Source organism: Rhodococcus sp. O3, from assembly GCF_048897285.1.
Lineage (GTDB): Bacteria > Actinomycetota > Actinomycetes > Mycobacteriales > Mycobacteriaceae > Rhodococcus.
Window position 1 is genome coordinate 1 of the sequence record NZ_JBMBTE010000022.1, and the last position, 26,679, is coordinate 26,679.

The window sequence follows — 26,679 nt, forward strand, 5'->3', positions numbered from 1 at the left end:
AAGTTGGTATCGGTAACCCTCACAGGAAATGCGGAGCAGTAGGGCAGCTACTTTATCCGCATGCTCAATCAGATCGAGACGGTAACTGTCACAGTTTCTGCGCACTGCGACGACTCGTATCGGACTGTTGAACGGTGCGCCCAGCAACAGTGGTCCGGCATACTGGCTGGGAGGGGCGACCGGTGGACTGACGCCGGCCTCCGCCTTGTCGACCGCCAAGCGGACACCGACATCGTCAGTCATCTTGTGTACCGGTTCGAAGGAACAACCGTCGAGTACACCAGCCCTTTCAGCTCGTAGACGGCCACACCTGCGCACAAGAGAACTTGTTGGGCTGCTCTGCCGCTGACCCGATTGACACCGAATCCGTCCGGTGCCGACTGCCGATCACTTGGTGTCGAGCGAGGGGAACCGAGTCCGGATGCTCTCGATTTGCCGATGCAACTCGCCCAGGGTTTCCATCAGAGAACGCCGGATTCGTTCTTCGCTGGGACTGGCTACAGCTTCACGATGACTCGCGCGTTCGAGCGTTTCGACCTTGTGGGTGACCTCGTCCATTTCGCGGTGCAGCAAGGCAAGAAGCAGTTGACCCTGCAGTTCGTCCGGGCTGCGGGTGTGCACATCGAGCCGCTCCTCCATTGCCTGTAGACCTCCACAATCGGCGTGGCGTGAACGTAGATACATTCGCCAGTCGCGGATCATTGTGGCCCATGTTGCTCGGTGATCGAGTAGCGGCGTCTTGCACGCTGCTGGAATGCGGGGCCGCCGACCCCCGACGACGACCCCGAGCGGCGCTGGCGAGTGGCACGTGAGATGTCACCTGCCGTACCTCCCGGTGAAGACCAGTGAGATTCTCCCGGGTGAGCTTGACGCCGCCCTGATTGTCACAACTGTCACAACTGGGTCGGTTCTCGCGCGTCCACCTGAGCATGGCAGCGGTGCATTGTGCTCAGGGTGACGTTGTGTCGGCTGGCGCTGCTCGGCCTCAGGGTGAGCGTCTCCTGTCGCAGTCTATGTGCCGACCCCGACAGAGGAGCGCTCGCGGGCTATCATCAGACCGATACCGTCGGCCATCACAGCGAGGTCGCTGCCCCAGGTAATGCGACTCTGTTCATTGCGTCTTATTCCGGAGAATGGGGACCGGGCGAGCGGGACGGGATAGTTGAGGTATCCCAGGCCCCTCTCTGCTCACGTCTTCTGGCGCTACTATCTCCGGCGGCTATAGGACTGGGTGAGCTGGCCGGATCGAGTCGTCCGCGGTGCCGAAGTCTCCGTCCTGGTCAGAGACAAGCTCGCCTTCCACGTCGGCGTCGCTGAACATCCCGTCGAACCCCGTCACAGACTTCATCTCCTTCGTCGTAGGTGCCAACGATCATGACAGTTCGATCCGACCTCAGCTAGCGACGTGTTATCCGTGCAGATCACGGCATGTATTCGCAGGTGACTCTGATCCTCGCCCGTATCCGCGGGAGCACATCGGCCGACTGCTCGAACAACACCGGCCGTTCGCATCACAGCCAGGTCAGCCGCCTTTGGTCGATCGAATCTTCTCTTTCGGCAAGCCTGAGCCGAATTCGACCGCTGACGCGTTCAGTCTCACGATGAACGATGTGTTCGAGGAGGCCATGGCGTCCGCACTTGGGGCGCCCTGGCCGCGAGTCGGTCGATGACCCGTAGGGCGCGAGAACAAGAGATGCAGGCTCCCCGGGCCGACGATCCCAATCGTAAGTCCTCGGTGTGTGACTTGGTGATTCCCGCCGGTCGGTTCTGCTTTGTGCTCGATGCAACGTCATCCGAACGAGAAGCTGACGCAGGGGGGCTGGGCGGGTGTAGATGAGCATGCGGACGATGCGACAGTCAATGGTCAAGAAGTGCAACCAGATCGCCGCAACAATTCGCCAGCTCCGTAAACGGCGTGAGTAATAGACACCGACGATGACATTCCGAGGGGACTGCCAGAACGTGCGGCGCCTGAGCGAGCGATCCAAACGGCGGAAAGCTCAACGACCGCAGGCGCGGGTGTACTGCGCCGCGCGGATGCCACGAGGTATCTGTTCCCGATTCGCCGCTGGTCACATTTTCCACAACTTCAGCAGCGCCGTGCGCAGGCTCGGGGAGATGATGCGGTGGTCGTGGTGCAGGCGGGGGTTGGGGTGCCCGTGCTCGGCGAGGGCGCGCGTGGTGCCCGGTATCGGGATCGGGTCGAGGTCGGTGCGGGTGCGTAGCCGGTAGGTGACGGCGTGGCGGGTCTGGGGGATGCGGTGTGGGCCGGTGTCGACGACGGCCGGTGGATACAGCCAGGTGTCGTCGTCGCCGATCCGGATGAGGACGTCGCCGGGCTTGAGGCGGGTGCGGCGGTCGGCGCCGGGGTTGTCCTCACGGATCCACTCGGTGCGGTAACGGGGGTTCGGCCCGCCCGTTCTCGGCGCGGGTGCAGGACAGTGGTTTTCGTTTTCGGCGGTGGGGGTGTAGTCGTCGACGTGGCGCAGGAACATCCGGCGTACGGGGGTGGGGAGGAAGTCGTGGTCGATGCGGGTGCTGCTGCCGATTCCGGCCAGCGGTACGACGCGGCCGACCTGCCAGATGGCGGTGGCGCTGTCGAGGAACACCTCGTCGACAGCGGTGGTGTCGTCGAGGCCGTCGAGGAAGGCGTGGGCGGCGGCGATGGCGTCGGGATCGTCGGTGACGATCGCGGTTTCGTCGGCGAGGGTGGAGCTGTGTGAGGCGCTGGCGGGGCCGACGATCACCTTCTCGCCGGTGACGATCAGGCCGGTGTGCAGGTTCGGTGTGGACAGCACCTGCACCTCGGCAGCGAGGAAGTGGGTGAGGGCGGTGGGGGAGGTGGCGTGGGCGCGTACGGCGGGGCGGGCGGCGTTGACGATCAGCTGGTCTCCGGCGCGTAGCGGCAGCAGTTCGGGGGCGGTGTGGTCGAGGTAGGCGATGGCGACGCGGCGGGGGCCGGGACCGCGGAGGGCGGCGGTGATGTGCGGCCAGGGGTGGGGTGCGTGCAGGGTTGTGCCCATGGTGGGCACGGTAACGAACGGCGATGTGGTCTACGGGGTGGATTAGCACCGGAGGCTGTCGGTGATGGCGCGGACCGGTATCGACCCGCCATCGGGCTCGGCAGGACGATCTGCTCACACCGTGCACCGGACAGCGCGGGCTGGACGGTTCGGCTGCGGCCGAGCCGGTAGAGCGAGGCGCGGGGACAGGCGGAGTGTGGAGGAGCCGGGAGCATTTCTCGGTACCCGGGATCGAATCCGGCGGCGATCTCATAGTTGAGTTGTGCATGCCCTCGTTGATGCGGTGCGCCGCGGCGGATCAGGCCGTCGCTGGAACGTGCCCGGTGACGATGCGGTGGATTAGTCGCGCCGCAGTCCGGGCCGTCCGGTTGTCGACGTCGAGCGACGGGTTGAGTTCGGCGACGTCGACGACTGCGAGTTTGCCGCTGGCGGTCACCCGATCACACACGCGCTGAATCGTCTCGAGCGGCACGCCGTAGGCCGCAGGCGCGCTCACACCCGGGGCGACGCCGGCGGGCAGTACATCGAGATCGATCGTTAGGTAGACGATGTCGACGTCGTCGAGGAAGTCGGTGACGAACTGGTCCACGACTTCGCGGTCGGCGATTCCGCAGCGGTCGTCCGAGAGATACCGGACGCCCAGATGGCGTGCGGTGTCGAACAGTGCGTTGGTGTTGCTGGGCTGGCTGATGCCGATCACATCGTAGCGATGACTGGTGCCTGCGGAGCGCTCGGCTTCGGCGATTTGCCTGAACGGAGTGCCCGAGCTCGGCACCGGGTCGTTGCGGAGATCGAAGTGCGCGTCGAGGTTGAGGATGCCGAGGCGGGGACGCTGGTGTCGTAACTGAGATGCGGCGACGCCCTGGTAGGTGCCGTAGGCGACCTCGTGACCGCCGCCGAGGACGACGGGGAACCAGCCGGAGTCGAGCGCGGTGGCCACGGTGCGCCCGAGCGCCGCCTGGCCGGCCTCGAGCCGGTCACCCTCCACGGCGACCGTGCCGGCGTCGGACAGGGACGTCGCGTTCTCGAGTGCCAGCGACGAGAGCGCACTGCGGAGAGCATCGGGGCCGGCGGCGGCGCCTCGGCGTCCCTTGTTGCGGCGCACGCCCTCGTCGCTCGCGAAGCCGATCAGGACCGCACCGGTACCCGGGCCGGGGCGGTACGGCGTGACGACCTGGTGCCAGCGGAGATGCTCGGGCCCGATGCCGTCCGTGCGGCCTGCCCACGGACGGGGTGCGATGTCAACGGTGATGTGGTTGGTCATGTCGGATCCCCAGTCGCTTAGTTGGCGGCCGTCGCGAGGACGCCGTCCTTGAATACTTCGCGGATCAGCGGCACACCCGGACGGTAGGCAAGGTGCAGGTACGACGGTGCGTCGAGTGTGATCGCATCGGCCCGGGCGCCGATCCGCAGGCTGCCGACGTCGTCGCGGCGCAGCGCCTTCGCACCACCGGCGGTGGCCGCCCACACGGCTTCGGCCGGAGTCATGTGCATGTCGCGGACGGCGATGGCGATGCAGAACGGCAGGCTGGTGGTGTAGCAGGTGCCGGGGTTGCAGTCCGCGCCCAGGGCGACGGTGACGCCGGCTTCGAGCAGTGCACGGGCGCCGGGGTATTGGTTGCGAGTGGAGAAGTCCGCGCCGGGAAGCAGCGTCGCCACCGTCGAGCTACCGGCGAGTGCGTCGATGTCGGCGTCGGTGACGTGGGTGACGTGATCGACCGAAGCCGCCCCCATCTCCACAGCCAGCTGCACGCCCGGGCCTTCGCCGAGCTGGTTTCCGTGCACGCGGGGGATCAGACCGTGCGCGACTCCGGCGGTGAGGACGGCCCGCGATTGCTCGAGCGTGAATGCGCCGCGCTCACAGAACACGTCGATCCATTTCGCGTGCGGGGCACACGCCGGGATCATCTCGTCGACCGCCATCGCGACGTACTCGTCGCCGCGGTCGGCGTATTCGGGCGGTGGGACGTGTGCGGCCAGCAGCGTGACCTCGTCGGTGAACCGGCCTGCGACCTGCACACTGCGCAGTTCGTCCCGGGTGCTCTGGCCGTAACCACTCTTGATTTCGACGGTGGTGCTGCCCGAGCGCAGCGACTCGTCGAGCAGGCGACGCACGTTCGCAGCCAGCTGGTCGTCGCTCGCGGCTCGCGTCGCCTCGATCGTGGTGCGGATACCGCCGGCCGCGTACCTCTCACCGGACATGCGCGCGGCGAACTCCTCGGCCCGCTCACCGGCGAACACCAGGTGCGAGTGGCTTTCGACGAAACCGGGCAGCACAGCCCGGCCACCGAGATCGTGTCCGGTATCGGCGGCCGGGGCGTCTGCGGAGTTGCCGACCCACGTGACCACGCCGTCCTCGAAGACGACCGCGGCGTCGTGCCGGACACCCAGCGGCCCGTCGCCCAGCGAGGGGTCGTTGGTGACGAGGGTGCCGATATTCGTCAGTGCGGTGGTCCGGGGACCGGTCGTGGTCACGTGAGGCTCCTAGGTGACTGTTTCGAGGACAACCGATGGTCGGCCGGGATCAGGCCCGGCTGTCGACCATCGCGGCGTGAGCGGGATAGATCATTTCGGCGGGCGCCTTGTTGTGCCGCTTGGCGATCGGGTAGTAGATCAGCCCGGTGAACACGATGCCGACGATCCACGAAATGTCGGCGCCGCCGAGCATGTCGGTGATCGGCCCCGTGTACATCTTCTGCGCGAGGAACGGGATCTGGGCGGCCACCCCGACGACATAGACGATCAGGGCGGGGACGTTCCATGCTCCGTAACGCCCGTGCGGGTCGTACAGGGCGGGGATGTCGATGCGTTCCTTCGAGATCAGGTAGTAGTCGATCAGGTTGATCGCGCTCCACGGTGTGAACACCATGAGCAGCACCAACACGAAGTTCTTGAAGTTGTCCAGGAAGTCCGCGCTGGCCGCGATCGCGATGAACATCGAGACGATGGTGAAGCCGAGGATGTACAGCGTGCGGGCCTTGGGGGAGATGTGCGACCGGCCGTCGAATGCGGTGACGGTGGTGAGGATCGACATGAAGCCGCCGTATGCGTTGAGGACGTTGACGGTCAGCTTGCCGACCACGATCACCAGGTAGATGAGGAACGCGATGACCGCCGGGCCGGCCAGGTCGCCCATGAAGCCGACCTGGTTGCCGAGGAACGCATCACCCGCGACGGCGGCGACGAGCGCGCCGAAGGTCATCGACCATTGCGACCCGATGACGCTGCCGAGGAAGGTGGACCAGAACGTCGTGCGCTCACTGGTCTCGCGAGGCAGGTAGCGGGAGTAGTCGGCTACGTACGGACCGAACGTCAGCTGCCAGCCGGCGCCGAGCGAGATGGCGAGCAGGAACGTGACGATGTCGAAGTCGCCGACGCCGACGTAGGCGGCGACTTCGTACTCCAGGAGCAGGCGGATCGCCAGGTACGTGAAGCCGATGATGCCGACGACGGTCGCGACGCGGCCGACGATGTGAATCAGCTTGTAGCCTGTGACGGCCACGAACGCCGTGAGCAGTCCGAAGATCACGATGCCGACCGTGGCGTTGTCGATTCCGAGCACCTTGTTGACGGCTTGGCCTGCCAGGACGGTACCGGTGGCGGCGAAGCCGAGGTACATCAGGATCACGAGTACGAGCGGGATGACCGCACCCTTGACGCCGAACTGGGCGCGACTGGAGATCATCTGCGGTAGGCCCATGCGGGGGCCCTGCGCCGAGTGGAGGGCCATCACGGCGCCGCCGAATACGTTGCCGATCAGCAGGCCCACGATGGCCCACAGCGCGTCGGCGCCGAAGACCACGGCGAGGGCGCCGTCGACGACGGCGGTGATCTGCATGTTCGCGCCGAACCACAGCGTGAACTGGCTCCGCGGGGTGCCATGGCGCTCGTTGTCCGGAACGACGTCGATGGTGCGCCGTTCCGGAGTGAGGAGCACCTCGGAAGTGCTGCCGTCGTGTGTCATAGGATCCTGCTCTTTCTGCGGTGACCGCACCGTGCGGCGGGGTCAACTCCGGGGGTGATGCCCACCTTCATCGTTCTTGTGCGCTGGATCACGCATGCCAGTGGAAAATGTATAGGCCTGTATATACAAGTCTGTCAACATCTGGCTTCGTGCCCGGATTGTTTGTCCTGGTCGCCGGTCAGAAGCCCTTCCCCGGGTTCATCAGGCCGAGCGGATCGAACGCGGCCTTCACCGCACGATGGATGTCCAAACCGGCCTCTCCCACTTCGAGCGCCATCCAGCGCCGCTTCAACACTCCGACGCCGTGCTCCCTGTCAGCGTGCCACCCAGCTCGAGGGCGTGTCGGAACACCTCGTCGGCGGCCGTCCACACCGCGGCGGGGACCGACCCGTCGGCGCGACGGTCGAACACGAATGTGGGATGCACGTTGCCGTCCCCGGCGTGCGCCACAGTCATCACCGTCACGTCGTGCCGGCGGGAGATCTCCTCGATCGCCTCGACCATCTCCGGCAACTGCGAGCGCGGCACGCCCACATCCTCGACCAGGCACTGACCGAGGCGTGCGGCCGCCGGGTACGCGAGCCGGCGGATCTCGAGTAGCTGCGCCGATTCGGCGGGGTTCTGGGAGACCACGACGAAGTCCGCCCCGCCTCGGTGAAGTGTCGTTCGATCGCCGCGGCGGCTCCGTCGGCGTCCGGGCCGTCGGACTGCGCGATAAGCATCGCGGCGGTCCCCGGCTCGATCCCGATGTGCTTCCACTCGTCGATCGCGGCCAGCGTGGCCCGGTCGATCAGTTCCAACAGGCTCGGCCCGACCCCGGCGCGCACCACCGCGGCGACGGCGTCCGCGGCAGCCCGCAGCGACACGAAGCTGCCGACGATCGTCACCGGTGCGCGGCGTGGCCGTGGACGCAGGCGGACCGTCGCGCTCGTGACGATCCCGAGGGTGCCCTCGGAACCGACCAGGAGGCCGGTGAGATCGTAACCGGCGACACCCTTGACGGTCCGGCGGCCGGTGCGCAGGATCCGGCCGTCGGCCAGCACCACCTCGAGACCCAGCACCGAGTCCCGAGTGACGCCGTACTTGACGCACCGCAATCCACCGGCGTTGGTGGCGATGTTGCCGCCGATCGTGGAGATCCGGAAGCTGCTCGGGTCGGGCGCGTACATCAGCCCCAGCTCGGCGGCCGCCCGGTCGAGGTCGGCGTTCACCGCACCGGCCTGCACGACGGCCAACTGGTCCGCGGCGTTCAGTTCGACAATGTCGCGCATGGCCGCGGTGGACACCGCGAGGCAGCCGTCGACCGCGGCGGCACCGCCGGTCAGCCCGCTGCCGGCGCCCCGGGGAACACCGGAACACGCTGGGCTGTAGCCCATTTCAGTGCTGTGGCCACGTCGTCGGTAGAGCCCGCGAGCAGCACGGCCAGCGGTCGACCGGGGATCGCCAGATGCGCCTCGTCTCCGCTGTACCCGTCCATGATGTCCGGGTCGATGATGAGCCGACTCGATCCGAGGGCGTCGGCGAGAGCGTTGAGGGACATTGTTTTTCCTCATCCTTCGGGTCGGTGAGCGATGACATGGTCGACGGCGGCGAGTACCGCGTTCTCGGCGTCGCGTTCGCCGACGGTGACGCGCACGCCCTCGCCGGAGAAGGCGCGCACGGACACCCCGTGGGCGACACACGCGGCGGCGAGGCGCGTGGTGCCGGCACCCACCGGGATCCAGACGAAGTTCCCGCCGCTGGCGGGAGTTTCGATGCCGCTCGCCGACAGGCCTGCACGCAGGTGCACCCGGCTCCACCGCACCGACTCCAGGACGCGGCCGGTGTGCGCCGAGTCGGCGAGGGCGGCGCACGCGGCGGCCTCGGCGACCGAACTCAATCCGAACGGCGGGGCGGCGGCGTGCAGCGGGGCGGCAACGGCGGGGTCCGCGATCGCGTAGCCCACGCGCAGGCCCGCCAGCCCGTACGCTTTCGAGAACGTCCGCAGCACCACGACATTGGGATACTCGCGCAACAGTTTCACACCGTCAACCTGTTCCTCCGCGAACTCGTGGTAGGCCTCGTCGAGGATCACCAGTACGTGCGACGGCACGCCGTCGAGCAGTCGGCGTACCTCGGTCTCGGTGAGTTCAGTGCCCGTGGGGTTGTTCGGGTTGCACACCAGAACCGCGCGGGTGCGGGGCGTCAGCGCCGCGATCATGGCGTCGACGTCGTGCCGGTGCTGGGTGTCGAGTGGGACCGGAACTGCTGTGGCACCGGCGATCCCGATGAGAATCGGGTACGCCTCGTAGCTGCGCCACGCGTGCACCACCTCGGTCCCCGGTCCCGTGTAGGCGGTGAGGGCCTGTTGCAGCAGCGCCAGCGAACCAGCGCCACTCAGCACCGCATGGGGTGGGACCGACAACCGCTCGGCGAGCGCCGCGACGAGGTTGTCGGCGGACAGCGTCGGGTACAGGTGGCCGTGCTCGCCCGCGCGGGCGATGGCCTCGACGACGGCCGGGGGCGGGGCGATCGTGGCCTCGTTGCTCGACGCGCGCCAGCGGACCGTGGCCGCACCGGCGGCCCTCGAGTACACGGGCAACGCGGCGATCTCGGGGCGGGCTCTGGGCAGTCCGATCGCGCGAGTCACTGCAGGGCGCCGATCTCGTGCTCAGCGGCGGCGACCAGCGCACCCGAGGCGGCCAGCGTCACCACCTGCTCGATCTCGGGGGCCAGGAACCGGTCGGGGCCCGGCCCGGCCACGCGCTCACGCACGGCACGGACCACCGCACCGGTGCCGGGTGCGGGATGCAGCGGTGCGCGGAGTTCGATTCCTCTTGCGGCGGTGAGTATTTCGATTGATAAGACGCGGGTGAGGGCATCCACTGCTCGGCGGAGCTTCCGGGCGCCGGACCAGCCCATCGAGACGTGGTCTTCCTGCATCGCCGACGACGGAATGGAATCGACGCTCGCCGGTACCGCCATCCGCTTGAGTTCGGAGACCAGCGCGGCCTGCGTGTACTGCGCGATCATCAGACCGCTGTCCACGCCGGGGTCGTCGGCCAGGAATGGCGGCAGGCCGTGGTTGCGGGCGACGTCGAGGAACCGGTCGGTGCGGCGCTCGCTGATGCTCGCGACGTCGGCCGCGACGATCGCGAGGAAGTCCAGCGCGTAGGCCACCGGCGCGCCGTGGAAGTTGCCGTTGGACTCCACCCGCCCGTCCAGGGTGACGACGGGATTATCGACCGCGGAAGCGAGTTCGCGGTTCGCGACCGTGCGGGCGTGCGCGACGGTGTCGCGCGCGCCACCGGCCACCTGCGGCGCGCAGCGGAGCGAGTAGGCGTCCTGCACGCGGGTGTCCTCGGGTCCCGCATGGCTCGCGACGATCCGCGAATCGGCGAGCAGGCGCGCCATGTTCGCGGCGGCTGTGGCCTGGCCGGGGTGCGGGCGCAGCGCCTGCAGGTCCGCGGCGAACACCCGGTCGGTGCCGAGCAGGCCCTCGACGCTCATCGCGGCCGCGATGTCGGCGAGCTTGAGCAGATGGTCGAGATCGGTGACGGCGAGCGCGAGCTGACCCAGCATGCCGTCGGTGCCGTTGATGAGGGCCAGGCCCTCCTTCTCGGCGAGGACGACGGGGGTGAGGTCGTGCTCGGTGAGGGCGTCGGCGGCGGGAAGCAACCGTCCGTCGGCGGTGCGGGCTGTGCCCTCGCCGGTCACTGCGAGCGCAACGTGCGCGAGCGGCGCGAGATCCCCGGAGCAGCCGAGACTGCCGAACTCGTGGACCACCGGGGTGATGCCGGTGGTGAGCAGGTCGGCGTAGGCCTGGGCGACCTCGGGGCGGACCCCCGTGCGCCCGGTCGCGAGTGTTGACAGACGCAGCAGCATCAGGGCGCGCACCACTTCGCGCTCCACCTCGGGGCCGGACCCGGCGGCGTGCGAACGCACCAGGCTGCGCTGCAACTGGGTCCGCAGTTCGTGCGGGATGTGCCGGGTGGCGAGCGCGCCGAAGCCGGTGGACACACCGTACACGGGGCGCGGATCGGCGGCGAGGTCCTCGATGCGCCGACGCGACCGGGCGATCTCGACGAGGGCGTCGTCGGTGAGGCGCACCCCGTGGCCGCGACGGGCGACGTCGACGAGGTCCTGGATGGTGACGGGGCCGAGTCCGATCTCGACGACGTCGGTGGACCGGGTGGTGAGGGTCATGGAGAACTCCGAAGGCAGGGACGGCTTGATAGGCGCGTGGATAGCGGCGCCGCGACGAGTGTGTCTCGCATACGAGACTGTAGTCTCGTATGCGAGACAAGGGAAGAGTTGGGTGCGTCGAATAGCGGAATGTCCTGGCTCAGGACTCCAGGACCGACTCCTCGACCATGCGGTCGCTGAGGCTGTCCGAGAAGTGCGCGGCCGCCTCGGTCACCAACCGGGCCAACTCCGCGGCCTCCGCGTCGGAACGCGCCCCGGTCAGGTAGGCGACACCCAGGGCGGCAACCGGCCGGCCGTCCCGGGTGACGACGGGGCCGGCGATACATGTGACGCCGTTGGTCGTCGAATCGTGCTCCACCGAGTAGCCCAGTTCGCGATCAGTCTGCAACAGGGCACGCAGATCGTCGAGCGACGCCGGTCCCTCACCGGTGCGTGTCGGCCACGTGTAGCCGGCATACAACGCACTGAGCTGTTCCGGATCGAGACGCGCCAGGATCGCGCGGCCAACGGCCGTCAGGTGCGCAGGCAGCCGGGTCCCGACCTCCGTCACCAGTCGCACGCCGGGCTTGAGCGGCTCGCGCTTGTCCAGATAGATCACGTCGGTGCCCTGCAGGACGGCGAGGTGCGAGGTCTCGTCTGCGGCCTTCGTGAGCGCGACCAGGTGGCGCTGAGCCTCGCGGTGCAGCGGACCGGATCGCATATACGACGCCCCCACCTCGAATGCCGACACACCGAGCGTCCACGCCCGCTCGTCGGGCCAGTAGGAGACGAAACGTCGGTCCCGCATCACGTTGAGGAGATGATGGGTCGTGCTCTTGGGTAGGTCCAGCGCCCTCGAGATCTCGGTCGCGGCCATCGGCACACCCCGCCGGGCGAGCAGATCGAGCACGTCGAGCACCCTTTCTGCGGACTTGACCCGGCTCGTCGACATCGAACGTCCCCTTCCGAACCCGGCTCGCTCGGCCGGCGTGCCGCGTCATTGTCTCGAATACGAGACCGCGGCACCAAACGTCTCGATTCCGGCGGTGCCGGACTACGACGGGACGGTGCGGCCCAGTTCGGCCGACAGGCGCGTGCAGTGCTCGACGAGGACCCGTCCGTGCCGGGCACAGATGTCGTCGTCGAGCCGATACGTCGGTCCGACGACGCTCAGCGCGCCCACGATCCGGCCGATCGCGTCGTAGATCGGCGCCGCCACGCCGGTGGAGTGGTCCTCGATGGTGTCGTGCGCGACGGCGTAACCGTCCGCACCCACCTCGCCGAGCAGGGCCGCCCCCACCGCGGTTCCCCGCAGCGGCACCGTCTGCCCCACCCAGCCCATGTGGCGGATGGCGTGGGTGCCCTCGATCTGCCCCAGGTACAGCGCGGTACCCCGAGGCCCGGGAGCCGACAGGTACGTCGACTCTCGGGTGATCTCGGCGATCTCGGTCATGGCTGGCTGTGCCCGCAGGAGCAACTGGTTGTCGGCGATGGCCTTCGCGCCGATCTGCAGCAGGCGCGGGCCGACCCGGTACACGTTGTCCTCGCCGCGCAGCACGAACTCGGTCTGCTCGAGGCTGCGGATGAGTCGCAGCGCCGTGCTGGTCGCGAGGTCGGTCGTCTTCGCGGCGTCGGCGAGGGTCAGTCCACCGTGCTCGATGATCGCGCCGAGCAGTTCGAAGGTACGACTGACACTGCGTGTCACGTCACCGGGTGCCATGCGTGTCTCCCGTGCCGAGGGCGTCGACCGATCGGTCGACGCCCGAGAATCTATCGCGAGCGGGCCTCGCCGAGAATTTCGTCGTGGTGCTCGTCGAGGAGCGGGCTCCGTCGCATCGCCGGACGTGCGCTGTCACCGAAGACGACAGGCTGTCGAACGTACGACACCGTGCCGGCCGTGGGATGCTCGAACGTCTCGACGACGCCGCGATATCCGGCCTGCTCCGATCCCAGTGCCTGCTGGACGTTCCAGACCTCGGAGCCGGCCAGCCCGGCCGCGTCGAGCAGATCGAGGACCTCGCTGACCGTGCGACCGGCCGCCCACGACTCGATCTCCTTGCGGAGTGCGGGCTCGTTCTCGGTGCGCAGTGCGTCCTCCGTGAACCGAGGATCGACGATCAGTTCCTCACGGCCCATCGTGCGCGCCAGCGTCCGGAAGCCCTTCTCGCTGGCGATCGCGAGGACGAACAGGCCGTCGGCGGCGCGGTAGGTGTCGAACGGTGTCGAGACCGGGTGCCGGTTGCCGACGCGCTTCGGGGTCTCGCCCGTCGCCTGCAGCTGGCTGTGCGCGGTGGGCAGCATCGCGAGCATGCTGTCGAACATCGCGACGTCGAGATGCTGACCCCGACCGGTGGTCCGGGTGGCCAGCAGCGCGGTGCTGATGCCCCACGCGGCGAAGACGCCGGTGATTGTGTCACCGAACGATTCACCCAGCCGCGTCGGGCCGGACTCCTCGGTTCCCGTGATACTCATGACTCCGGAAAGCGCCTGGACCACAAGGTCGTAAGCCGCGGCGCCGGCCATCGGTCCCTTCTGGCCGAAGCCGGAGATCGACGCGTAGATGATGCGCGGGTTGCGGGCGCGGGCCGTCTCGTAGTCGATGCCGAGCCGGGCGGTGACGCCGGGGCGGAAGTTCTCGACGACGACGTCGGCGCCCTCGATCAACTGCAGCAGTGCTTCTCGCTCGTCGGGGTCCTTGAGGTCGAGCGCGATCGAGCGTTTGCCGCGGTTGAGGACGTTGAAGTAGATGCTCTCGCCGTTCCGGAACGGGCCCAGGTGCCGGGAGTCCTCACCGGCCTTCGACTCGATCTTGACGACGTCGGCGCCGGCGTCGGCGAGCAGCGCGGTGCAGAAGGGACCCGCGAGCACGCGGGAGAGGTCGACGACGCGGACGCCGTCGAGCGGGGGAAGTGCGGGGGTGGTCATGGTCGCCTCTCAGTATTCGGTGGAACGGATCGACGGCGCGTTGCCCGCGATGGTCAGCAACTGGATTTGTGACGTGCCCTCGAAGATGCGCAGGATCCGGCAGTCGCGGTACAGACGCTCGATCTCGGACTCGCGCATGAAACCGGCTCCGCCGTGGATCTGGACGACGTTGTCGACGATCGAGAAGCAGGCCTCGGTCGCGACGAACTTCGAGATCGACGCGGCGCGACGAAGGTCCTGACCGGCGTCCTTGACGTCGGAGGCCCAGTCGGCGGTCACGCGCGACGACACCAGCTTGGCGTCGCACTCGCCGAGCAGCAGCTGGATGGCTTGGAACTCGACGATGGGGTGTCCGAACTGCTTACGCTCGGAAGCGTATTCGCGTCCGAGCTCCCACGCGCGTAGTGCGATTCCGTTGGCCATCGCGGCGACGTCGATCCGAGCGCGGTTGAGGGCGGTGAGAGCGATGTTGCCGCCGCGCCCCTCGGTCCCGATCACGGCGTCGTGCGGGAGCACCACGTCGTCCAGGTACACGGTGTAGGTGGGTGCCGAGCGGATGCCCATCTTGTCCTGCGGCTCGGAGTAACTGATACCGGGCGTGTCCTTCGGGACCGCGAAGGCCGTTATGCCGCGGAAGCCTGCGGACGGTTCGGTCTTGGCGAACAACACGACCAGGTCGGCCTCACGGGCATTGGAGATGAAGGTCTTGGAGCCGGACAGATGCCAGCAGTCGTCCTCGCGGCGCGCCACGGTACGCATCGAGGCGATGTCGGAGCCCGCGTCGGGCTCGGTGAGTGCGAAACCGGCCAGAACCTCGCCGGACGCCAGTCCGGGCAGCCAGCGCTTCTTCTGCTCCTCGGTGCCGCCCACGAGGATGGGTTCGAGGCCCAGGTAGTGAGCGGTGTAGATCGACGCCAGCGCGGCGTCGGCGCGGGCGACCTCCTCGATGGCGACCAGCTGGGCGCGAGTCGACAGGCCGAGACCGCCGAACTCCTCCGGAACGGAGATGCCCATGAGGTCCTGCTCGGCGAGGCGGCGCATCAGGTGTGCGGGGAACTCCTGGGACTCGTCGCGCTCGGCGGCGCCAGGGAGGATCTCCGCGTTTGCGAAAGCGCGGACGGTGCTGCGGAATTCGGTCAGGTCGAGGGTGTCGTCGAGCGTCTGAGCGGTCACGGTAACTCCTGGGGAGACGAGCAGGGAAGTACTAGATTTCATCTAGTGGAAGTCAATTGCCATCTAGTGGCATGCGATGACTATCGCATCCGGCCGCAGTGTTTGTCCAGAGGCGGTTCGTCTCTCCGCTCGAGCCCGGAAACGACGACGAGCGGCAACACACAGGGGGATCGTCCTGTGCGTTGCCGCTCGCCGCGGAGCCGACGTCAGTGCCGCCGGTTCGGGCTCATGCTGGTCGTCGTGAGCCTTGTTCGGATGTCGGTCTTCTGCGTCAGTTGTTCTCGGACATCGGGATCCGCACGCCGCGCTCGCGCGCGGTGTCGATCGCGTGCTCGTAGCCGGCGTCGACGTGCCGGATGACGCCCATGCCTGGGTCGTTGGTGAGCACGGCCTCGATCTTCTTCGCGGCCAGCTCGGTGCCATCGGCGATGCACACCTGACCGGCGTGGATCGAACGGCCCATGCCGACGCCGCCGCCGTGATGGATCGAGACCCACGACGCGCCCGACGCGGTGTTGACGAGCGCGTTGAGCAGCGGCCAGTCGGCGATCGCGTCCGAGCCGTCCTTCATGGCCTCGGTCTCGCGGTACGGCGACGCGACCGAACCGGAGTCGAGGTGGTCACGGCCGATCGCGATGGGCGCCGACAGCTCGCCGCTGGCGACCATCTCGTTGAACTTCAGTCCGGCTTTGTGGCGTTCGCCGTAGCCGAGCCAGCAGATGCGGGCCGGCAGGCCCTCGAAGGCGACCTTCTCCCCGGCCATCTCGATCCAGCGCTTGAGGTGCTCATTCTCGGGGAAGAGCTCGAGGATCGCCCTGTCGGTCGCGGCGATGTCCTTGGGGTCGCCCGACAGCGCGGCCCATCGGAACGGGCCCAGGCCCTCCTCGAACAGCGGACGGATGTACGCGGGGACGAAGCCGGGGAACCCGAACGCGCGGTCGTAGCCGGCCTTGCGGGCCTCGTCACGGATGGAGTTGCCGTAGTCGAAGACCTCGGCGCCCTTGTCCATGAAGCCGACCATCGCTTCGACGTGCGCGGCCATCGACTTGCGGGCATCCTCGGTGAACTTTGCCGGATCCTTCTCGGCCATCGCCTTCATGTCGGTGAAGTCGACACCGAGCGGCAGATACGACAACGGATCGTGCGCCGACGTCTGGTCGGTCACGATGTCGATGGGGGCGTCCATTGCCAGCAGCGCCGGGAAGATCTCGGCGGCATTGCCGACCAGGCCGATGGACAGCGGCTTGCGGGCGTCGCGGGCCTCGGTGGCCAGCTGCAGCGCGCGCTCGAGGCTGTCGGCCTTGGTGTCGAGGTACTTGTGCGCGATGCGGCGGTCGATGCGGGTGACATCACAGTCGACACAGATCGCGACGCCTTCGTTCATGGTGACGGCCAGCGGCTGCGCGCCACCCATACCGCCCATGCCGGCGGTCAGCGTGATCGTGCCGGCCAGGGTGCCGCCGAAACGCTTGCGGGCGATTGCGCCGAAGGTCTCGTAGGTGCCCTGCAGGATGCCCTGCGTGCCGATGTAGATCCAGGACCCGGCGGTCATCTGGCCGTACATCATCAGGCCCTCGGCCTCGAGCTTGCGGAACTGTTCCCAGTTGGCCCAGTCACCGACGAGGTTGGAGTTCGCGAGCAGCACGCGCGGCGCCCATTCGTTGGTGCGGAAGACGCCGACCGGCTTGCCGGACTGCACCAGCATGGTCTCATCGTTCTTCAGGGTCTCGAGCGTGGCGACCATAGCGTCGAACGCGGCCCAGCTGCGGGCGGCACGGCCGGTGCCGCCGTAGACGACCAGGTTGTCGGGGTGCTCGGCAACCTCGGGATCGAGGTTGTTCATGAGCATGCGCAGCGCGCCCTCCTGCTGCCACCCGAGGGTGTTCAGCTCGGAGCCACGGGGTGCTCTGACCGGGCGGGCCTCGTGGCCGGGTGAGGTGATGTCCATCGGGTAACTCCTAGGGATCGAGCGGTGAGCGCGCTGCCGGGGGAGCGGGGCGGTTCGACGCCGTTGTCGTCCGCCTTCAGGTCCGTGTCCGTGGCTGTTGTGCAGTGGCCCACGTTCTGCAACTATGACTTGTATATTCCTGTCTATACAAGCTCGTGTCAAGGGGCCTCCGCAGACCCACCCCTCGGCACGACAGCGCGACCAGTTGAAACGGACACGACAACCAGTCGGGTGCAGTGTGGCGCCCGGCGAGAGGTTCCCGATGAACACCGCCCCCACCGACACCGATTTGATGCCGAACACCAGCGAGATCGACGATGCTCTCGCCAGAGTCTTCCGCAGCTGGGACGAGCGTCTACTCGCCGACGCGGATCCCGAGGTGCGTGAGCAACTCGCACGCCTGCTGCCCGGCCTCCCCGCCGGCTACAAACAGGACGTCAGCCCGGATCGGGCCCGCATCGACCTCGGCATCCTGACCGAGCTGCCTGACGGTGACCTCGGCGTGCGGCTCGTTCCGGACGCGACCGCACGCGGCACACACCGGCTGACGCTGTACGCCGGCGGCCGGCCCGCCTCGCTCGGGGATCTGATGCCCCTGCTGCAGAGCCTGGGGGTAGAGGTCCTCGACGAGCGGCCCTACGCGATGGTTTCCCCTGCCCACACGGCGTCCTGGGTCTACCAGTTCACGGTTCGCTACCCGATCGCCCCGACCGGCGGGTTCGACGAGTTTGCGACCCGGTTCGGCCGCGCCGTCCAGGCGCTGTGGCAAGGCGCCTCGGAGGCAGACCGACTCAACGAGTTGGTGGCGCGGGCCGGATTGCACTGGCGCGAGGTCACTGTGCTGCGCGCGTACGCGGAGTTCCTACGCCAAGGTGGTCTGCCCTACAGCAGTGCGTACGTAGCGGACGTGCTGTGCCGGTACCCGACGATCGCTTCCGGACTCGTCCGGTACTTCACGGCGCGGTTCGATCCGGCCGGGGTAACGGTCGACGGGGCCGCGGCGGCCGCGGAGGAGGTGACGGCGTCGATCGAGCAGGTCTCCGGCCTTGACGAAGACCGGATCTTCCGAACGCTGCTCAACTGTGTCCGGAACACCGTACGTACCAACCACTTCGCCACGCCGGCGCGCGAGACCGTGGCGCTCAAACTGGACTCGCACAGCATCGGGGAACTGCCCGAGCCCCGGCCCCGGCACGAGATCTTCATGTACTCGCCGACCGTCGCGGGCGTGCACATGCGGTTCGGAGCGGTCGCGCGCGGAGGCCTGCGCTGGTCGGACCGCCGCGAGGACTTCCGCACCGAAGTCCTGGGCCTGGTCAAGGCGCAGGCCGTGAAGAACGCCGTGATCGTCCCGGTCGGCGCCAAAGGCGGCTTCGTGCTGCGGCGGCCGCCGGCGCCCACCGGCGACCCCGAGACGGATCGCGCTGCCCTCCGGGAGGCAGGAATCGCCGGCTACCGTCTGTTCATCCGCAGTTTGCTCGATCTCACCGACAACATCGACCGGGCGACCGGGACCGTGGTGCCCGCGCCCGGCGTCGTGCGGCACGACGGCGACGACACCTACCTCGTGGTAGCCGCGGACAAAGGGACGGCGTCGTTCTCCGACATTGCGAACGCGGTCGCGGCCGAGTACGGCTTCTGGCTCGGTGACGCGTTCGCGTCGGGCGGGTCGGTGGGCTACGACCACAAGGCGATGGGCATCACCGCCCGCGGCGCGTGGGAGAGCGTCAAGCGCCGCTTCCGTGAGCTGGGCGTCGACTGCCAGCGCGAGGATTTCACCGTCGTGGGCATCGGTGACATGAGCGGCGACGTGTTCGGCAACGGTATGTTGTGCAGCAAGCACATCCGCCTCGTGGCGGCATTCGACCACCGGCACGTGTTCATCGACCCCGACCCGGATCCGGAGCGGTCCTACGCCGAGCGTCAGCGGCTGTTCGCGCTGCCCCGATCGTCGTGGGCCGACTACGACCGCTCGCTGATCGCCCCGGGCGGCGGCGTGTGGGAGCGCGGCGCCAAGACCATCCCCATCGGCGCCGCGGTCCGTCAAGCGCTCGGACTCGACGACGACGTCACGGAGATGACGCCGCCCGCGCTGATCCGGGCCATCCTCTGCGCCCCGGTCGATCTGCTGTGGAACGGCGGCATCGGCACCTACGTCAAGGCCTCCACCGAGTCACACGCCGACGCCGGGGACAAGGCGAACGACGCTGTGCGCGTGGACGGCTGCCAGTTGCGAGCCCGGGTCGTCGGCGAGGGCGGCAACCTCGGGCTCACACAGGCCGGGCGAATCGAGTTCGCCCGCACAGGCGGGCGCGTGGGTACCGACGCACTCGACAACTCGGCCGGAGTGGACTGCTCCGATCACGAGGTCAATATCAAGATCCTCCTCGACGACCTGGTCGGCGCCGGTGGCCTGGATCCGGCAGCGCGGCCGCAGCTGCTCGCGGAGATGACCGACGAGGTAGGAGCGCTGGTCCTGGCGGACAACATCTCCCAGAACCAGCTGATGGGCACCGCGCTCGCGGACGCGTCCGAGATGCTCGGCGTGCACGGACGTCAGATCACCGCTCTCGAGGCCGCGGGTGCGCTCGATCGCGCGCTCGAAGTGCTGCCCGACACCAAGACGATCACCGTGCGGCAGCGGGCAGGCGGGGGTTTGACGGCGCCGGAACTGGCGACGCTCATGGCGCACGTGAAGCTCGGTGTGAAGAGCTCCCTGCTGGCAGGCCATCTCGTCGACCACGACGTGTACCTGCCGTTCCTGCGCGAATACTTTCCTACCCCCCTGCGCCGCAACCACGCGGATGCGATCGACCGACATCGGCTGCGACGCGAGATCGTCGCGACCACACTGACCAACCGGGTCGTCGACCACGGCGGCATCACGTACGTCTTCCGGCTCGTCGAGGAGACCGGCGCGACGGTGGACGACGCGGTCCGGGCGTTCAGCGTCGTCAGCGAGGTATTCGAGTTGCCCAGCCTGTGGTCGCGGATCGCGGTCGCCGACGTCCCGAGCGCGGTCAGCGACGAACTGGTCCTCGTCACCCGGCGCCTGCTGGACCGGGCGTCGCGCTGGATGCTGCACCGCCGGCCCCAGCCGCTCGCCGTGGCGGCGGAGATCGGACGGTTCCGCGGTCGCATCGAGCAGGCCTCGGCCCACCTCGAGGAATGGCTGGTGGGCGCCGATCGCGCCAACCTGAGCAACCGCACGCGCGCGATCACCGAGCGCGGCGCCCCCGAGGACCTGGTCCGTGACGTGGAGCTGGCCCTCGACCGGTTCGGCCTGCTCGACGTCGTCGAGATCGCCGAGCTGGCCGAGCGCGACGTTGCCGTCACCGGTGAGCTGTACTTCCGGCTGTGCGAGCGGGTCGGTCTGGTCCCGCTCCTCAACGCGGTCTCGGCGCTGAGCAAGGAGAGCCGGTGGGACGCGCTCGCGCGACTGTCGCTGCGCGACGAGCTGTACGACAGCGTGCGGGCGCTCACGTTGGACGTCCTCGCGCACGCCGTCCCCGACGACGACACCGATCAGATGATCGCCGACTGGGAGCAGCGCAACGAGTCCCGGCTGCGCCGAGCTCGGGGCGCGCTTGCCGAGATCTCGACGTCCGGGCAGCGTGACCTGGCCGCACTGTCAGTTGCATCGCGCCAGCTGCGGCGAATGGTCGGCTGAGCCGAAAGCACGTTCCCACCCACCAGAGGAAAGGTCGTCACCATCGTGAACTCCCATCCTGCCGGTCTGTCTCACGACGCGGCTCCCGCCCCGGACGCGCGTTCGTGGCTGCTGGTACCCGGAACTCGCGCCCACGCACTCGAGGACGGGGGATACGGCGCCGACGCCGTCGTTCTCGATCTCGAGGACGACGTCGCGCCCGCGGAGCGTGCCCGTGCCCGTGACGACATCCACGACTGGGCAGGGCGCGGGGGCGGGCATGGATCCGCGTCAACGCGGCTACCACCGCGGATTGGGGTGTCGATCTCGATCTTGCGACGCGGTGTCCGGGGATTCTCGGGGTCGTATTGGCGAAGACCGAGTCGGCGGAGCAGGTGGACGCGACGGTGGCCCGGCTCGGCGGGGGTTTGATCGGCCTCGTGGAATCCGCCACCGGGGTGCTCGAGGCGGTGTCGATCGCACACACGAAGTCGTTGACGCGGTTGGCAGGCGACTTCCGGTACGACACCGCGGCGACGGACGATTCGGTGACGGTCATGGGGGCGCGGGCCCATCTGGTACTAGCTGTTGCTGGCCAGGAGGTTGTTGACGCGTCCGCCCGATTGGCGCAGGTGATTCTGAGTCCTGACTTATTGCATGCAGTAGTTGTTATTGCATGCAATACTGATCGGGTGACGGTTTACGAGTCGCTGCGGGCGATGGTGATGGCGGGCGGCATCCGCGAGGACGAGCGGGTGGCCGAGTCGCAGCTGGCCGAGCAGCTGGGGGTGAGCCGCACTCCTGTGCGGGAGGCGTTGCAGCGGCTTGAGAGTGATGGGCTGGTGCGGGCGCAGGGGCGCGGCATCCGCTTGCGGATGCTGAGCACGGGCGAGCTTGCGCAGCTGTACTCGGCGCGTGCCGGGCTCGAGGGCTGGGCCGCGTTCCTGGCCGCGCAGCGTGTGGCCGGCGGAGAGGTCGCCCCGGCCCGTCTGGCAGCGCTGGAGGCGCTGGCCGCTGAGACGCACGAGCTGACGGTCTGCGGTGATCTCGCCCGCGCTGTTGAGGCGAACCGCGCGTTCCATGAGGCGGTGGCGGCTCTTGCGGACAACCCGGTCATCAGCAGCACGCTGGAGCGCTGGTGGGACCAGATCGTCATCAGCACCCGGCGCAGCCTGCAAGCCCCTGAGCGCACTCCGGCGGTGCATGCCGAGCACGAGGTCATCCTGGACGCGCTTCGCAGCGGGGATGCCCCCGGGGCGCGGGCCGCGGTGGAAGCCCACGCGTTCGCGACCCGCGACGCCCTGAATGAGAACCGATCTGAGACGAGGAGCACGCCATGACCACGCACAACTACGAGATCGGGATGACTTGGACCGGGAACACCGGCACCGGTACCAGCTCCCGGCGCGCCTACTCGCGCGACCACGAGGTGACCGCCGCTGGCCCTGCACTGATTCTCGGATCATCCGATCCCGCCTTCTGCGGAGATCCCACCCGCTGGAACCCTGAGCAGCTCTACCTCGCCTCGATCGCGCAGTGTCACATGCTCTGGTATCTTGACCTCGCCGCGCGGGCCGGCGTGATCGTGACCGGCTACGAGGACCGCCCGAGCGGCGTCATGATCGAGGAGGTCAGCGGCGCCGGGCAGTTCGAGAGCGTCACCCTTCACCCGACCATGACGATCACCGCCGAAAGCGACCCCGCAGTGGCGGCAGAGCTGCACGAGCAGGTGGGCGACTACTGCTTCATTGCCCGCTCGATCAAGACGCCGATCCACCATGAGGTCGTCGTGCACGTCGAGCAACCCGCCGCCGTGCTCGAATGATCGCCCTGGCTATTTCCCGCTGGGCCGGGTTCGTCGCCTCGTTCACGTGGGCGCTCTGGCCGCGCTACTGCGACGAGCAGACGGGGCACATCCCTGTCCGGAAGCTCCCACCCGGCCTTGAAGGAGCGTTCGCCGCGCTCGGGCAAGCCGCCTGGACCTACCGCCGAGCGGCAGCGAAGCGCCGCCTGACGCGCTGACCCGGCGGTCGCAGACGTGATGAACGCACCGCGGCCCAGTCACCGCAACGCCCCACTCACACCAGAGGGCCGCAAGCGGCTCGTCGAGCGCTGCCGCACTCGCCCGATCGCGCACGTCGCAGCCGAGATGGGCATCTCGCGCGCGACCGCGTCGAAGTGGGTAAACCGATACAAGCAGTTCGGCGAGATCGGGCTGCTCGACCGTTCGTCGGCTCCGGTCCGGCAGCCGACCGCGACACCCGGCGAGACGGTCGCGCGGATCGAGGCGATGCGCCGCGAGAGCAAGTGGTCCGCCTCCCGCATCGCCTTCGAGCTACGCGGAGAAGGAACCCCAGTCAGTCGGCGCACGATCACCCGACACCTGGCCCAGCTCGGGCTGAATCGCCGCCGGTTCATCGACCCGAACGGCGAGACGAACCGGGAGGTCAAGTCGATCACCGCCAAGCACCCCGGGCACATGGTGCACTTGGACGTGAAGAAGGTCGGCCGCATCCCCGACGGCGGCGGCTGGCGCATCCACGGCAAAGGCAGTGAGCATGCCAAGGCCGTGGCCCGCACCAAGGCTCGCGGCGCCAGGGCCGGGTACGTCTTCCTGCATTCGGCGATCGACGGGCACACCCGCCTGGCGTACACCGAGTCGCTCGAGAACGAACAGGCCGCCACCGCCGTCGCGTTCTTGAACCGCGCCCGCGAATGGTTCGCCAAGCACGGGATCGTGAAGATCGAGCGGATCATCACCGACAACGGCGCCTGCTATCGCTCCGGCGCGTTCGCGGCCGCCCTGAACGGCGCAGAGCACCGGCGGACCAAGCCGTACACGCCCAAGCACAACGGGAAAGTCGAGCGCTACAACCGCATCCTCGCCGAAGAGTTCCTCTACGCCAGGACCTGGACCTCAGAGCACCAACGCGAGAAAGCGCTCGAGACCTGGAACCTGCACTACAACTACCACCGGCCCCACGGCGCGCACGACGGCAAGCCGCCAGCATCCGCGACACCGTCACGCGTCAACAACGTCCTGGCCTCATACAACTAGCCAGCCGTTCGGCCGGTTTACCGGCCCCGATCGACGGTCCGTCTCTCGCAGCCGACGTCGACGGGTTGCGCGCCCACTGCCGTCGCTCCCTGGCGACCGGTATGGGCGGGATGCTCTGTGTGAAACCGGACCACGCTCCGGTGATCGACACCGAGTTTGCGCCGAGCCCGGACGACGTGCAACGCGCCCGGGAGCTACTCGCGCGGCTCCCCGACAGCATCGACGGCAGCTATCTTCCGCGCCTGCGTGCGGCAGAGGCGATCCTCGACCGAGCTCGGAGGTACCGCATCGACGTCGCCGATGCTGGCGCGATCGCGCGTCGTCGGAGCCGAAGGTGCTTGTCGGTAAACTGCATGGGGCCGAGTAGGCGTAGGAAACGGCGGGACTCTCGAGGAACGGATGCAGCGGATGGCAGTGGTTGACGTCGATGCGGAACTTGCCGCGCTGTTCGGTGAGGCAGGCGGGGAGTCCGTACCGGCGTACGAACGGGTCAAGAAGCTCGTCGCGGAGCAGATTCGTTCGGGCCGTTGGTCGGAGGGCGATCAGCTGCCCTCCGAAAACCAGTTCGTCAACGCGCTGGGCCTGTCCCGCATGACGATCAACCGGGCGCTGCGCGAGCTGACCGCCGAGGGGCTGATCGTCCGGATGATGGGCATCGGCACGTTCGTCGCCAGCACCAAGACGCCGTCCCCGCTGTTCGAGGTCAAGAACATCGCCGACGAGATCCAAGAGCGCGGACACCGGCACCGCACCGAGGTCGTCTTCGTTCGAGAGGAGGAGACCGACCCCTCGCAGGCATTCCTTCGGGATACGTTCGGCACCAAGGTTTTCCACTCGGCGCTGGTTCACTTCGAGGACGATAAGCCGATCCAGGTGGAGGACCGACTGGTGAACCCGGCCGAGGCGCCCGAATACCTCGACCAAGACTTCACCTCCATCACACCCAATGACTACCTCAGCCGCGTCGCGCCACTCGTGCGCGGTGAGCACGTCGTCGAGGCTGTCCTCGCCAGCCCCGAGGAGTGCCGGCTGCTGCAGATCGAGCGCGGCGAACCGTGCCTGCTGATCCGTCGCCGCACCTGGTCTGCGCACGGCCTGGTGAGTGTGGCGCGGCTGATCCACCCGGGCTCGCGCAGCCGCCTCGAAGGGACGTTCAACCGCTGAGGGCCCATGCACGGACTCGGTGCGCCTCGAGGAACGACCCGGACCGTGGCGTCGAGCGAGTCAGCGAATCGGCCGAGGACCTGGTTCAGCTGGTTGGATTGTTGGCAGCGCGCTCGGACAGCGCCGAATATCGAAGAGCGAACACAGTATCCGTTAGGTGGTGCAGCGCGGAAGTGTGTTGAAGTGATCATCGACGGCGCGCATGGCCGCCTCCGGAGCGCGGTTGAGGATGGCGTCGTGGATGGCAAGGTGTTTCTCCATCAGCAGCGTGCGGGACGGAACGCCCCGGCGGCTTCGGCCAGTCGCTCGCTGAACTCGCTGCGCGGATTGCGGAACTCGACTTCGACCAGGTTCGCGCGTCCCCACTGGCGGAGTCGGCGTCGTCTATCGCGCCGCCGGTCGGTATGTGGTTCGAGTCGGGCCGTGTGCGGGCTGGGGACGTAGATGGCATCGATGACGAAGACGCAGCGCTGCGCGACGGCAGGATACGACCAGCTGGCAGCGTTCAAAACGCGGACGAAACTTGCTTGGTGCACACGCCATCTCGACGAGATCCTGCGCGCCGGTGGCGTCGAGCCGGCGGAGCCGTTCACGGTGCCGCCGCAGTGGCGGCTCACCATCTCCTGCAGCTGTGGGGTGAGGGCGCATTACCGCCTCGACTGCATCGTGGGCAGCAACGCTGCCGGGATGGCCGGGTGAATGCACACCGCGTCAGTACCGCGACAACGGCAGCCGCCGGACCGCCCCAAACGGGCGGCAGCTGGTTTCAGTGGACGCGACCGCGCAGGAACCGACTCCATTTGGGACGATCAGGCTGGTGCCACGCTCACCCGGAGAAGTTCACTGGTGCTCGCCGGGAAATATGGCGGGTGACGTCGCACGTCTCACCCGCCATCGCCACGTGGAGGCGCCGCCGTCGGGGGGCGCCCCCCCGCTTCCACGCAGCGCGCCCGTTGATTTCTGCGGAGGTGAGACCTCCGGTTTATTTGTTACCGAACGAAACTATCTGCAGAGCAAGGGACTTCGCGGACCCGACTCCTAGTAATCCGACTGGCTTTGTGATCTAATCCATCGGTCGCCACCATTCCCCTGTGTGGCGATACAGGACCCCGTCGGCGCACCCCCCACATCCGCCGACGGGGTCTCTTCTGTTTCGTGCCTGCCGGAGGTACAGTTCGGTTATGTCCGATTGGACACTGGTCCAGTACGCCGGGCACACAGGGGATGCTCGGCAGTACTGGCCTTAGTCCCGCTTCTCGTCACTGGCGGTGTCTCGCCTGATTGGGAGAAGCGGAGCGCTGAATCGGCCGCTCGGACGCGACATGTGCAGCAGGTTGCAGCCACCGGAAGTCTACGGCGGTGAGGCCTGCCCGAACGCGCAGAGGGCGCCCCGCCTCCGGCGTTCTGAGGGGAGACGGGGCGCAGAGCAGCCGTAGAGACCGATCGGGGGTGGGTATCTACAGCCACCAGGTGATCGGACAGAACAGGCCAGCGCGCAGAAGGGCTGCATCCCGGGAAGCCCCTTCCGAAAGGCGGGTGCTCTGCAGTCGGGGATGTCGTAGTCGATAGAACAACACCCACGAGATGACCAATGCTCAGACGCAACTACGG

The 26,679-nt window shown here is 68.0% G+C and carries 20 protein-coding genes and 1 pseudogene; 7 read left to right on the forward strand and 14 right to left on the reverse strand.

Annotated features, from left to right (window positions below; genetic code table 11):
• The 14 genes and pseudogenes from ACN675_RS09160 to hutU all read right to left on the reverse strand — a co-directional run.
• A partial coding sequence (locus ACN675_RS09160) for a hypothetical protein (protein ID WP_420750558.1) occupies window positions 1–243 on the reverse strand: 243 nt, incomplete at its 3' end.
• A gap of 144 nt (window positions 244–387) precedes the next feature.
• Entirely contained in the window at window positions 388–639 is a 252-nt protein-coding gene (locus tag ACN675_RS09165) for a hypothetical protein (RefSeq protein WP_420750559.1), read from the reverse strand.
• Window positions 640–2,072: 1,433 nt separating this feature from the next.
• Window positions 2,073–3,023, reverse strand: a complete 951-nt coding sequence (locus ACN675_RS09170) for a phosphatidylserine/phosphatidylglycerophosphate/cardiolipin synthase family protein (protein WP_420750560.1) — start codon at window positions 3,021–3,023, stop codon at window positions 2,073–2,075.
• 298 nt (window positions 3,024–3,321) lie between these two features.
• Window positions 3,322–4,287, reverse strand: coding sequence for a formimidoylglutamase (hutG, locus tag ACN675_RS09175; protein WP_420750561.1), 966 nt, complete (start codon window positions 4,285–4,287; stop codon window positions 3,322–3,324).
• A 17-nt stretch (window positions 4,288–4,304) separates the two neighbouring features.
• A complete protein-coding gene (gene hutI / locus ACN675_RS09180) occupies window positions 4,305–5,498 on the reverse strand; it encodes an imidazolonepropionase (RefSeq protein WP_420750562.1) in 1,194 nt (397 codons plus the stop codon).
• 49 nt (window positions 5,499–5,547) lie between these two features.
• Entirely contained in the window at window positions 5,548–6,987 is a 1,440-nt protein-coding gene (locus tag ACN675_RS09185; protein ID WP_420750563.1) for a purine-cytosine permease family protein, read from the reverse strand.
• A gap of 178 nt (window positions 6,988–7,165) precedes the next feature.
• Window positions 7,166–8,527 (reverse strand): annotated as a pseudogene (locus ACN675_RS09190) (FAD-binding oxidoreductase).
• A 9-nt stretch (window positions 8,528–8,536) separates the two neighbouring features.
• Entirely contained in the window at window positions 8,537–9,616 is a 1,080-nt protein-coding gene (locus ACN675_RS09195; protein ID WP_420750564.1) for a histidinol-phosphate transaminase, read from the reverse strand.
• Window positions 9,613–11,172 (reverse strand): histidine ammonia-lyase, encoded by a 1,560-nt coding sequence (gene hutH / locus ACN675_RS09200; protein ID WP_420750565.1) that lies wholly within the window; start codon window positions 11,170–11,172, stop codon window positions 9,613–9,615. Before hutH ends, ACN675_RS09195 begins: the two co-directional genes overlap by 4 nt.
• Window positions 11,173–11,311: 139 nt before the next feature.
• Window positions 11,312–12,103, reverse strand: a complete 792-nt coding sequence (locus ACN675_RS09205; RefSeq protein WP_420750566.1) for an IclR family transcriptional regulator — start codon at window positions 12,101–12,103, stop codon at window positions 11,312–11,314.
• 102 nt (window positions 12,104–12,205) lie between these two features.
• Window positions 12,206–12,871 (reverse strand): IclR family transcriptional regulator, encoded by a 666-nt coding sequence (locus tag ACN675_RS09210; RefSeq protein ID WP_420750567.1) that lies wholly within the window; start codon window positions 12,869–12,871, stop codon window positions 12,206–12,208.
• A 50-nt stretch (window positions 12,872–12,921) separates the two neighbouring features.
• Window positions 12,922–14,076 (reverse strand): CaiB/BaiF CoA transferase family protein, encoded by a 1,155-nt coding sequence (locus tag ACN675_RS09215; protein WP_420750568.1) that lies wholly within the window; start codon window positions 14,074–14,076, stop codon window positions 12,922–12,924.
• 9 nt (window positions 14,077–14,085) lie between these two features.
• Window positions 14,086–15,249, reverse strand: coding sequence for an acyl-CoA dehydrogenase family protein (locus ACN675_RS09220; RefSeq protein WP_420750569.1), 1,164 nt, complete (start codon window positions 15,247–15,249; stop codon window positions 14,086–14,088).
• A gap of 271 nt (window positions 15,250–15,520) precedes the next feature.
• Entirely contained in the window at window positions 15,521–17,197 is a 1,677-nt protein-coding gene (gene hutU / locus ACN675_RS09225; RefSeq protein ID WP_420750570.1) for a urocanate hydratase, read from the reverse strand.
• Between the two features lie 262 nt (window positions 17,198–17,459).
• Between hutU and ACN675_RS09230 the strand changes: the two genes are divergently transcribed.
• The 7 genes from ACN675_RS09230 to ACN675_RS09260 all read left to right on the forward strand — a co-directional run bounded on the left by ACN675_RS09230 (window position 17,460) and on the right by ACN675_RS09260 (window position 25,767).
• A complete protein-coding gene (locus ACN675_RS09230; protein WP_420750571.1) occupies window positions 17,460–20,867 on the forward strand; it encodes an NAD-glutamate dehydrogenase in 3,408 nt (1,135 codons plus the stop codon).
• Between the two features lie 45 nt (window positions 20,868–20,912).
• Complete coding sequence (locus ACN675_RS09235) at window positions 20,913–21,278, forward strand: aldolase/citrate lyase family protein (protein WP_420750572.1); 366 nt, start codon at window positions 20,913–20,915, stop codon at window positions 21,276–21,278.
• Window positions 21,215–22,186: an FCD domain-containing protein gene (locus ACN675_RS09240; RefSeq protein ID WP_420750573.1), complete on the forward strand. Its 972-nt coding sequence runs from the start codon at window positions 21,215–21,217 to the stop codon at window positions 22,184–22,186. The genes ACN675_RS09235 and ACN675_RS09240 overlap by 64 nt, the downstream gene beginning before the upstream one ends.
• Complete coding sequence (locus ACN675_RS09245) at window positions 22,183–22,671, forward strand: OsmC family protein (RefSeq protein WP_420750574.1); 489 nt, start codon at window positions 22,183–22,185, stop codon at window positions 22,669–22,671. Before ACN675_RS09240 ends, ACN675_RS09245 begins: the two co-directional genes overlap by 4 nt.
• A 216-nt stretch (window positions 22,672–22,887) precedes the next feature.
• A complete protein-coding gene (locus ACN675_RS09250) occupies window positions 22,888–23,904 on the forward strand; it encodes an IS481 family transposase (protein ID WP_420750604.1) in 1,017 nt (338 codons plus the stop codon).
• Between the two features lie 408 nt (window positions 23,905–24,312).
• Window positions 24,313–25,068, forward strand: a complete 756-nt coding sequence (gene hutC / locus ACN675_RS09255; protein WP_420750575.1) for a histidine utilization repressor — start codon at window positions 24,313–24,315, stop codon at window positions 25,066–25,068.
• A gap of 453 nt (window positions 25,069–25,521) precedes the next feature.
• Window positions 25,522–25,767 carry a hypothetical protein gene (locus ACN675_RS09260; protein WP_420750576.1) on the forward strand — a complete coding sequence of 82 codons (246 nt, stop codon included), beginning with the start codon at window positions 25,522–25,524 and terminating at the stop codon, window positions 25,765–25,767.
• Window positions 25,768–26,679 lie beyond the last annotated feature (912 nt).

What these genes read in the sequence shown, in the direction of transcription:
- ACN675_RS09245 (WP_420750574.1), top strand. Translation starts at nt 22,183, where the DNA reads ATGACCACGCACAACTACGAGATCGGGATGACTTGGACCGGGAACACC.
- ACN675_RS09230 (WP_420750571.1), top strand. Translation starts at nt 17,460, where the DNA reads ATGAACACCGCCCCCACCGACACCGATTTGATGCCGAACACCAGCGAG.
- ACN675_RS09185 (WP_420750563.1), bottom strand. Translation starts at nt 6,987, where the DNA reads ATGACACACGACGGCAGCACTTCCGAGGTGCTCCTCACTCCGGAACGG.
- hutG (WP_420750561.1), bottom strand. Translation starts at nt 4,287, where the DNA reads ATGACCAACCACATCACCGTTGACATCGCACCCCGTCCGTGGGCAGGC.
- ACN675_RS09170 (WP_420750560.1), bottom strand. Translation starts at nt 3,023, where the DNA reads ATGGGCACAACCCTGCACGCACCCCACCCCTGGCCGCACATCACCGCC.
- hutH (WP_420750565.1), bottom strand. Translation starts at nt 11,172, where the DNA reads ATGACCCTCACCACCCGGTCCACCGACGTCGTCGAGATCGGACTCGGC.
- ACN675_RS09260 (WP_420750576.1), top strand. Translation starts at nt 25,522, where the DNA reads ATGACGAAGACGCAGCGCTGCGCGACGGCAGGATACGACCAGCTGGCA.
- ACN675_RS09165 (WP_420750559.1), bottom strand. Translation starts at nt 639, where the DNA reads ATGGAGGAGCGGCTCGATGTGCACACCCGCAGCCCGGACGAACTGCAG.
- ACN675_RS09205 (WP_420750566.1), bottom strand. Translation starts at nt 12,103, where the DNA reads ATGTCGACGAGCCGGGTCAAGTCCGCAGAAAGGGTGCTCGACGTGCTC.
- ACN675_RS09215 (WP_420750568.1), bottom strand. Translation starts at nt 14,076, where the DNA reads ATGACCACCCCCGCACTTCCCCCGCTCGACGGCGTCCGCGTCGTCGAC.
- hutC (WP_420750575.1), top strand. Translation starts at nt 24,313, where the DNA reads ATGGCAGTGGTTGACGTCGATGCGGAACTTGCCGCGCTGTTCGGTGAG.
- ACN675_RS09250 (WP_420750604.1), top strand. Translation starts at nt 22,888, where the DNA reads ATGAACGCACCGCGGCCCAGTCACCGCAACGCCCCACTCACACCAGAG.
- hutU (WP_420750570.1), bottom strand. Translation starts at nt 17,197, where the DNA reads ATGGACATCACCTCACCCGGCCACGAGGCCCGCCCGGTCAGAGCACCC.
- ACN675_RS09210 (WP_420750567.1), bottom strand. Translation starts at nt 12,871, where the DNA reads ATGGCACCCGGTGACGTGACACGCAGTGTCAGTCGTACCTTCGAACTG.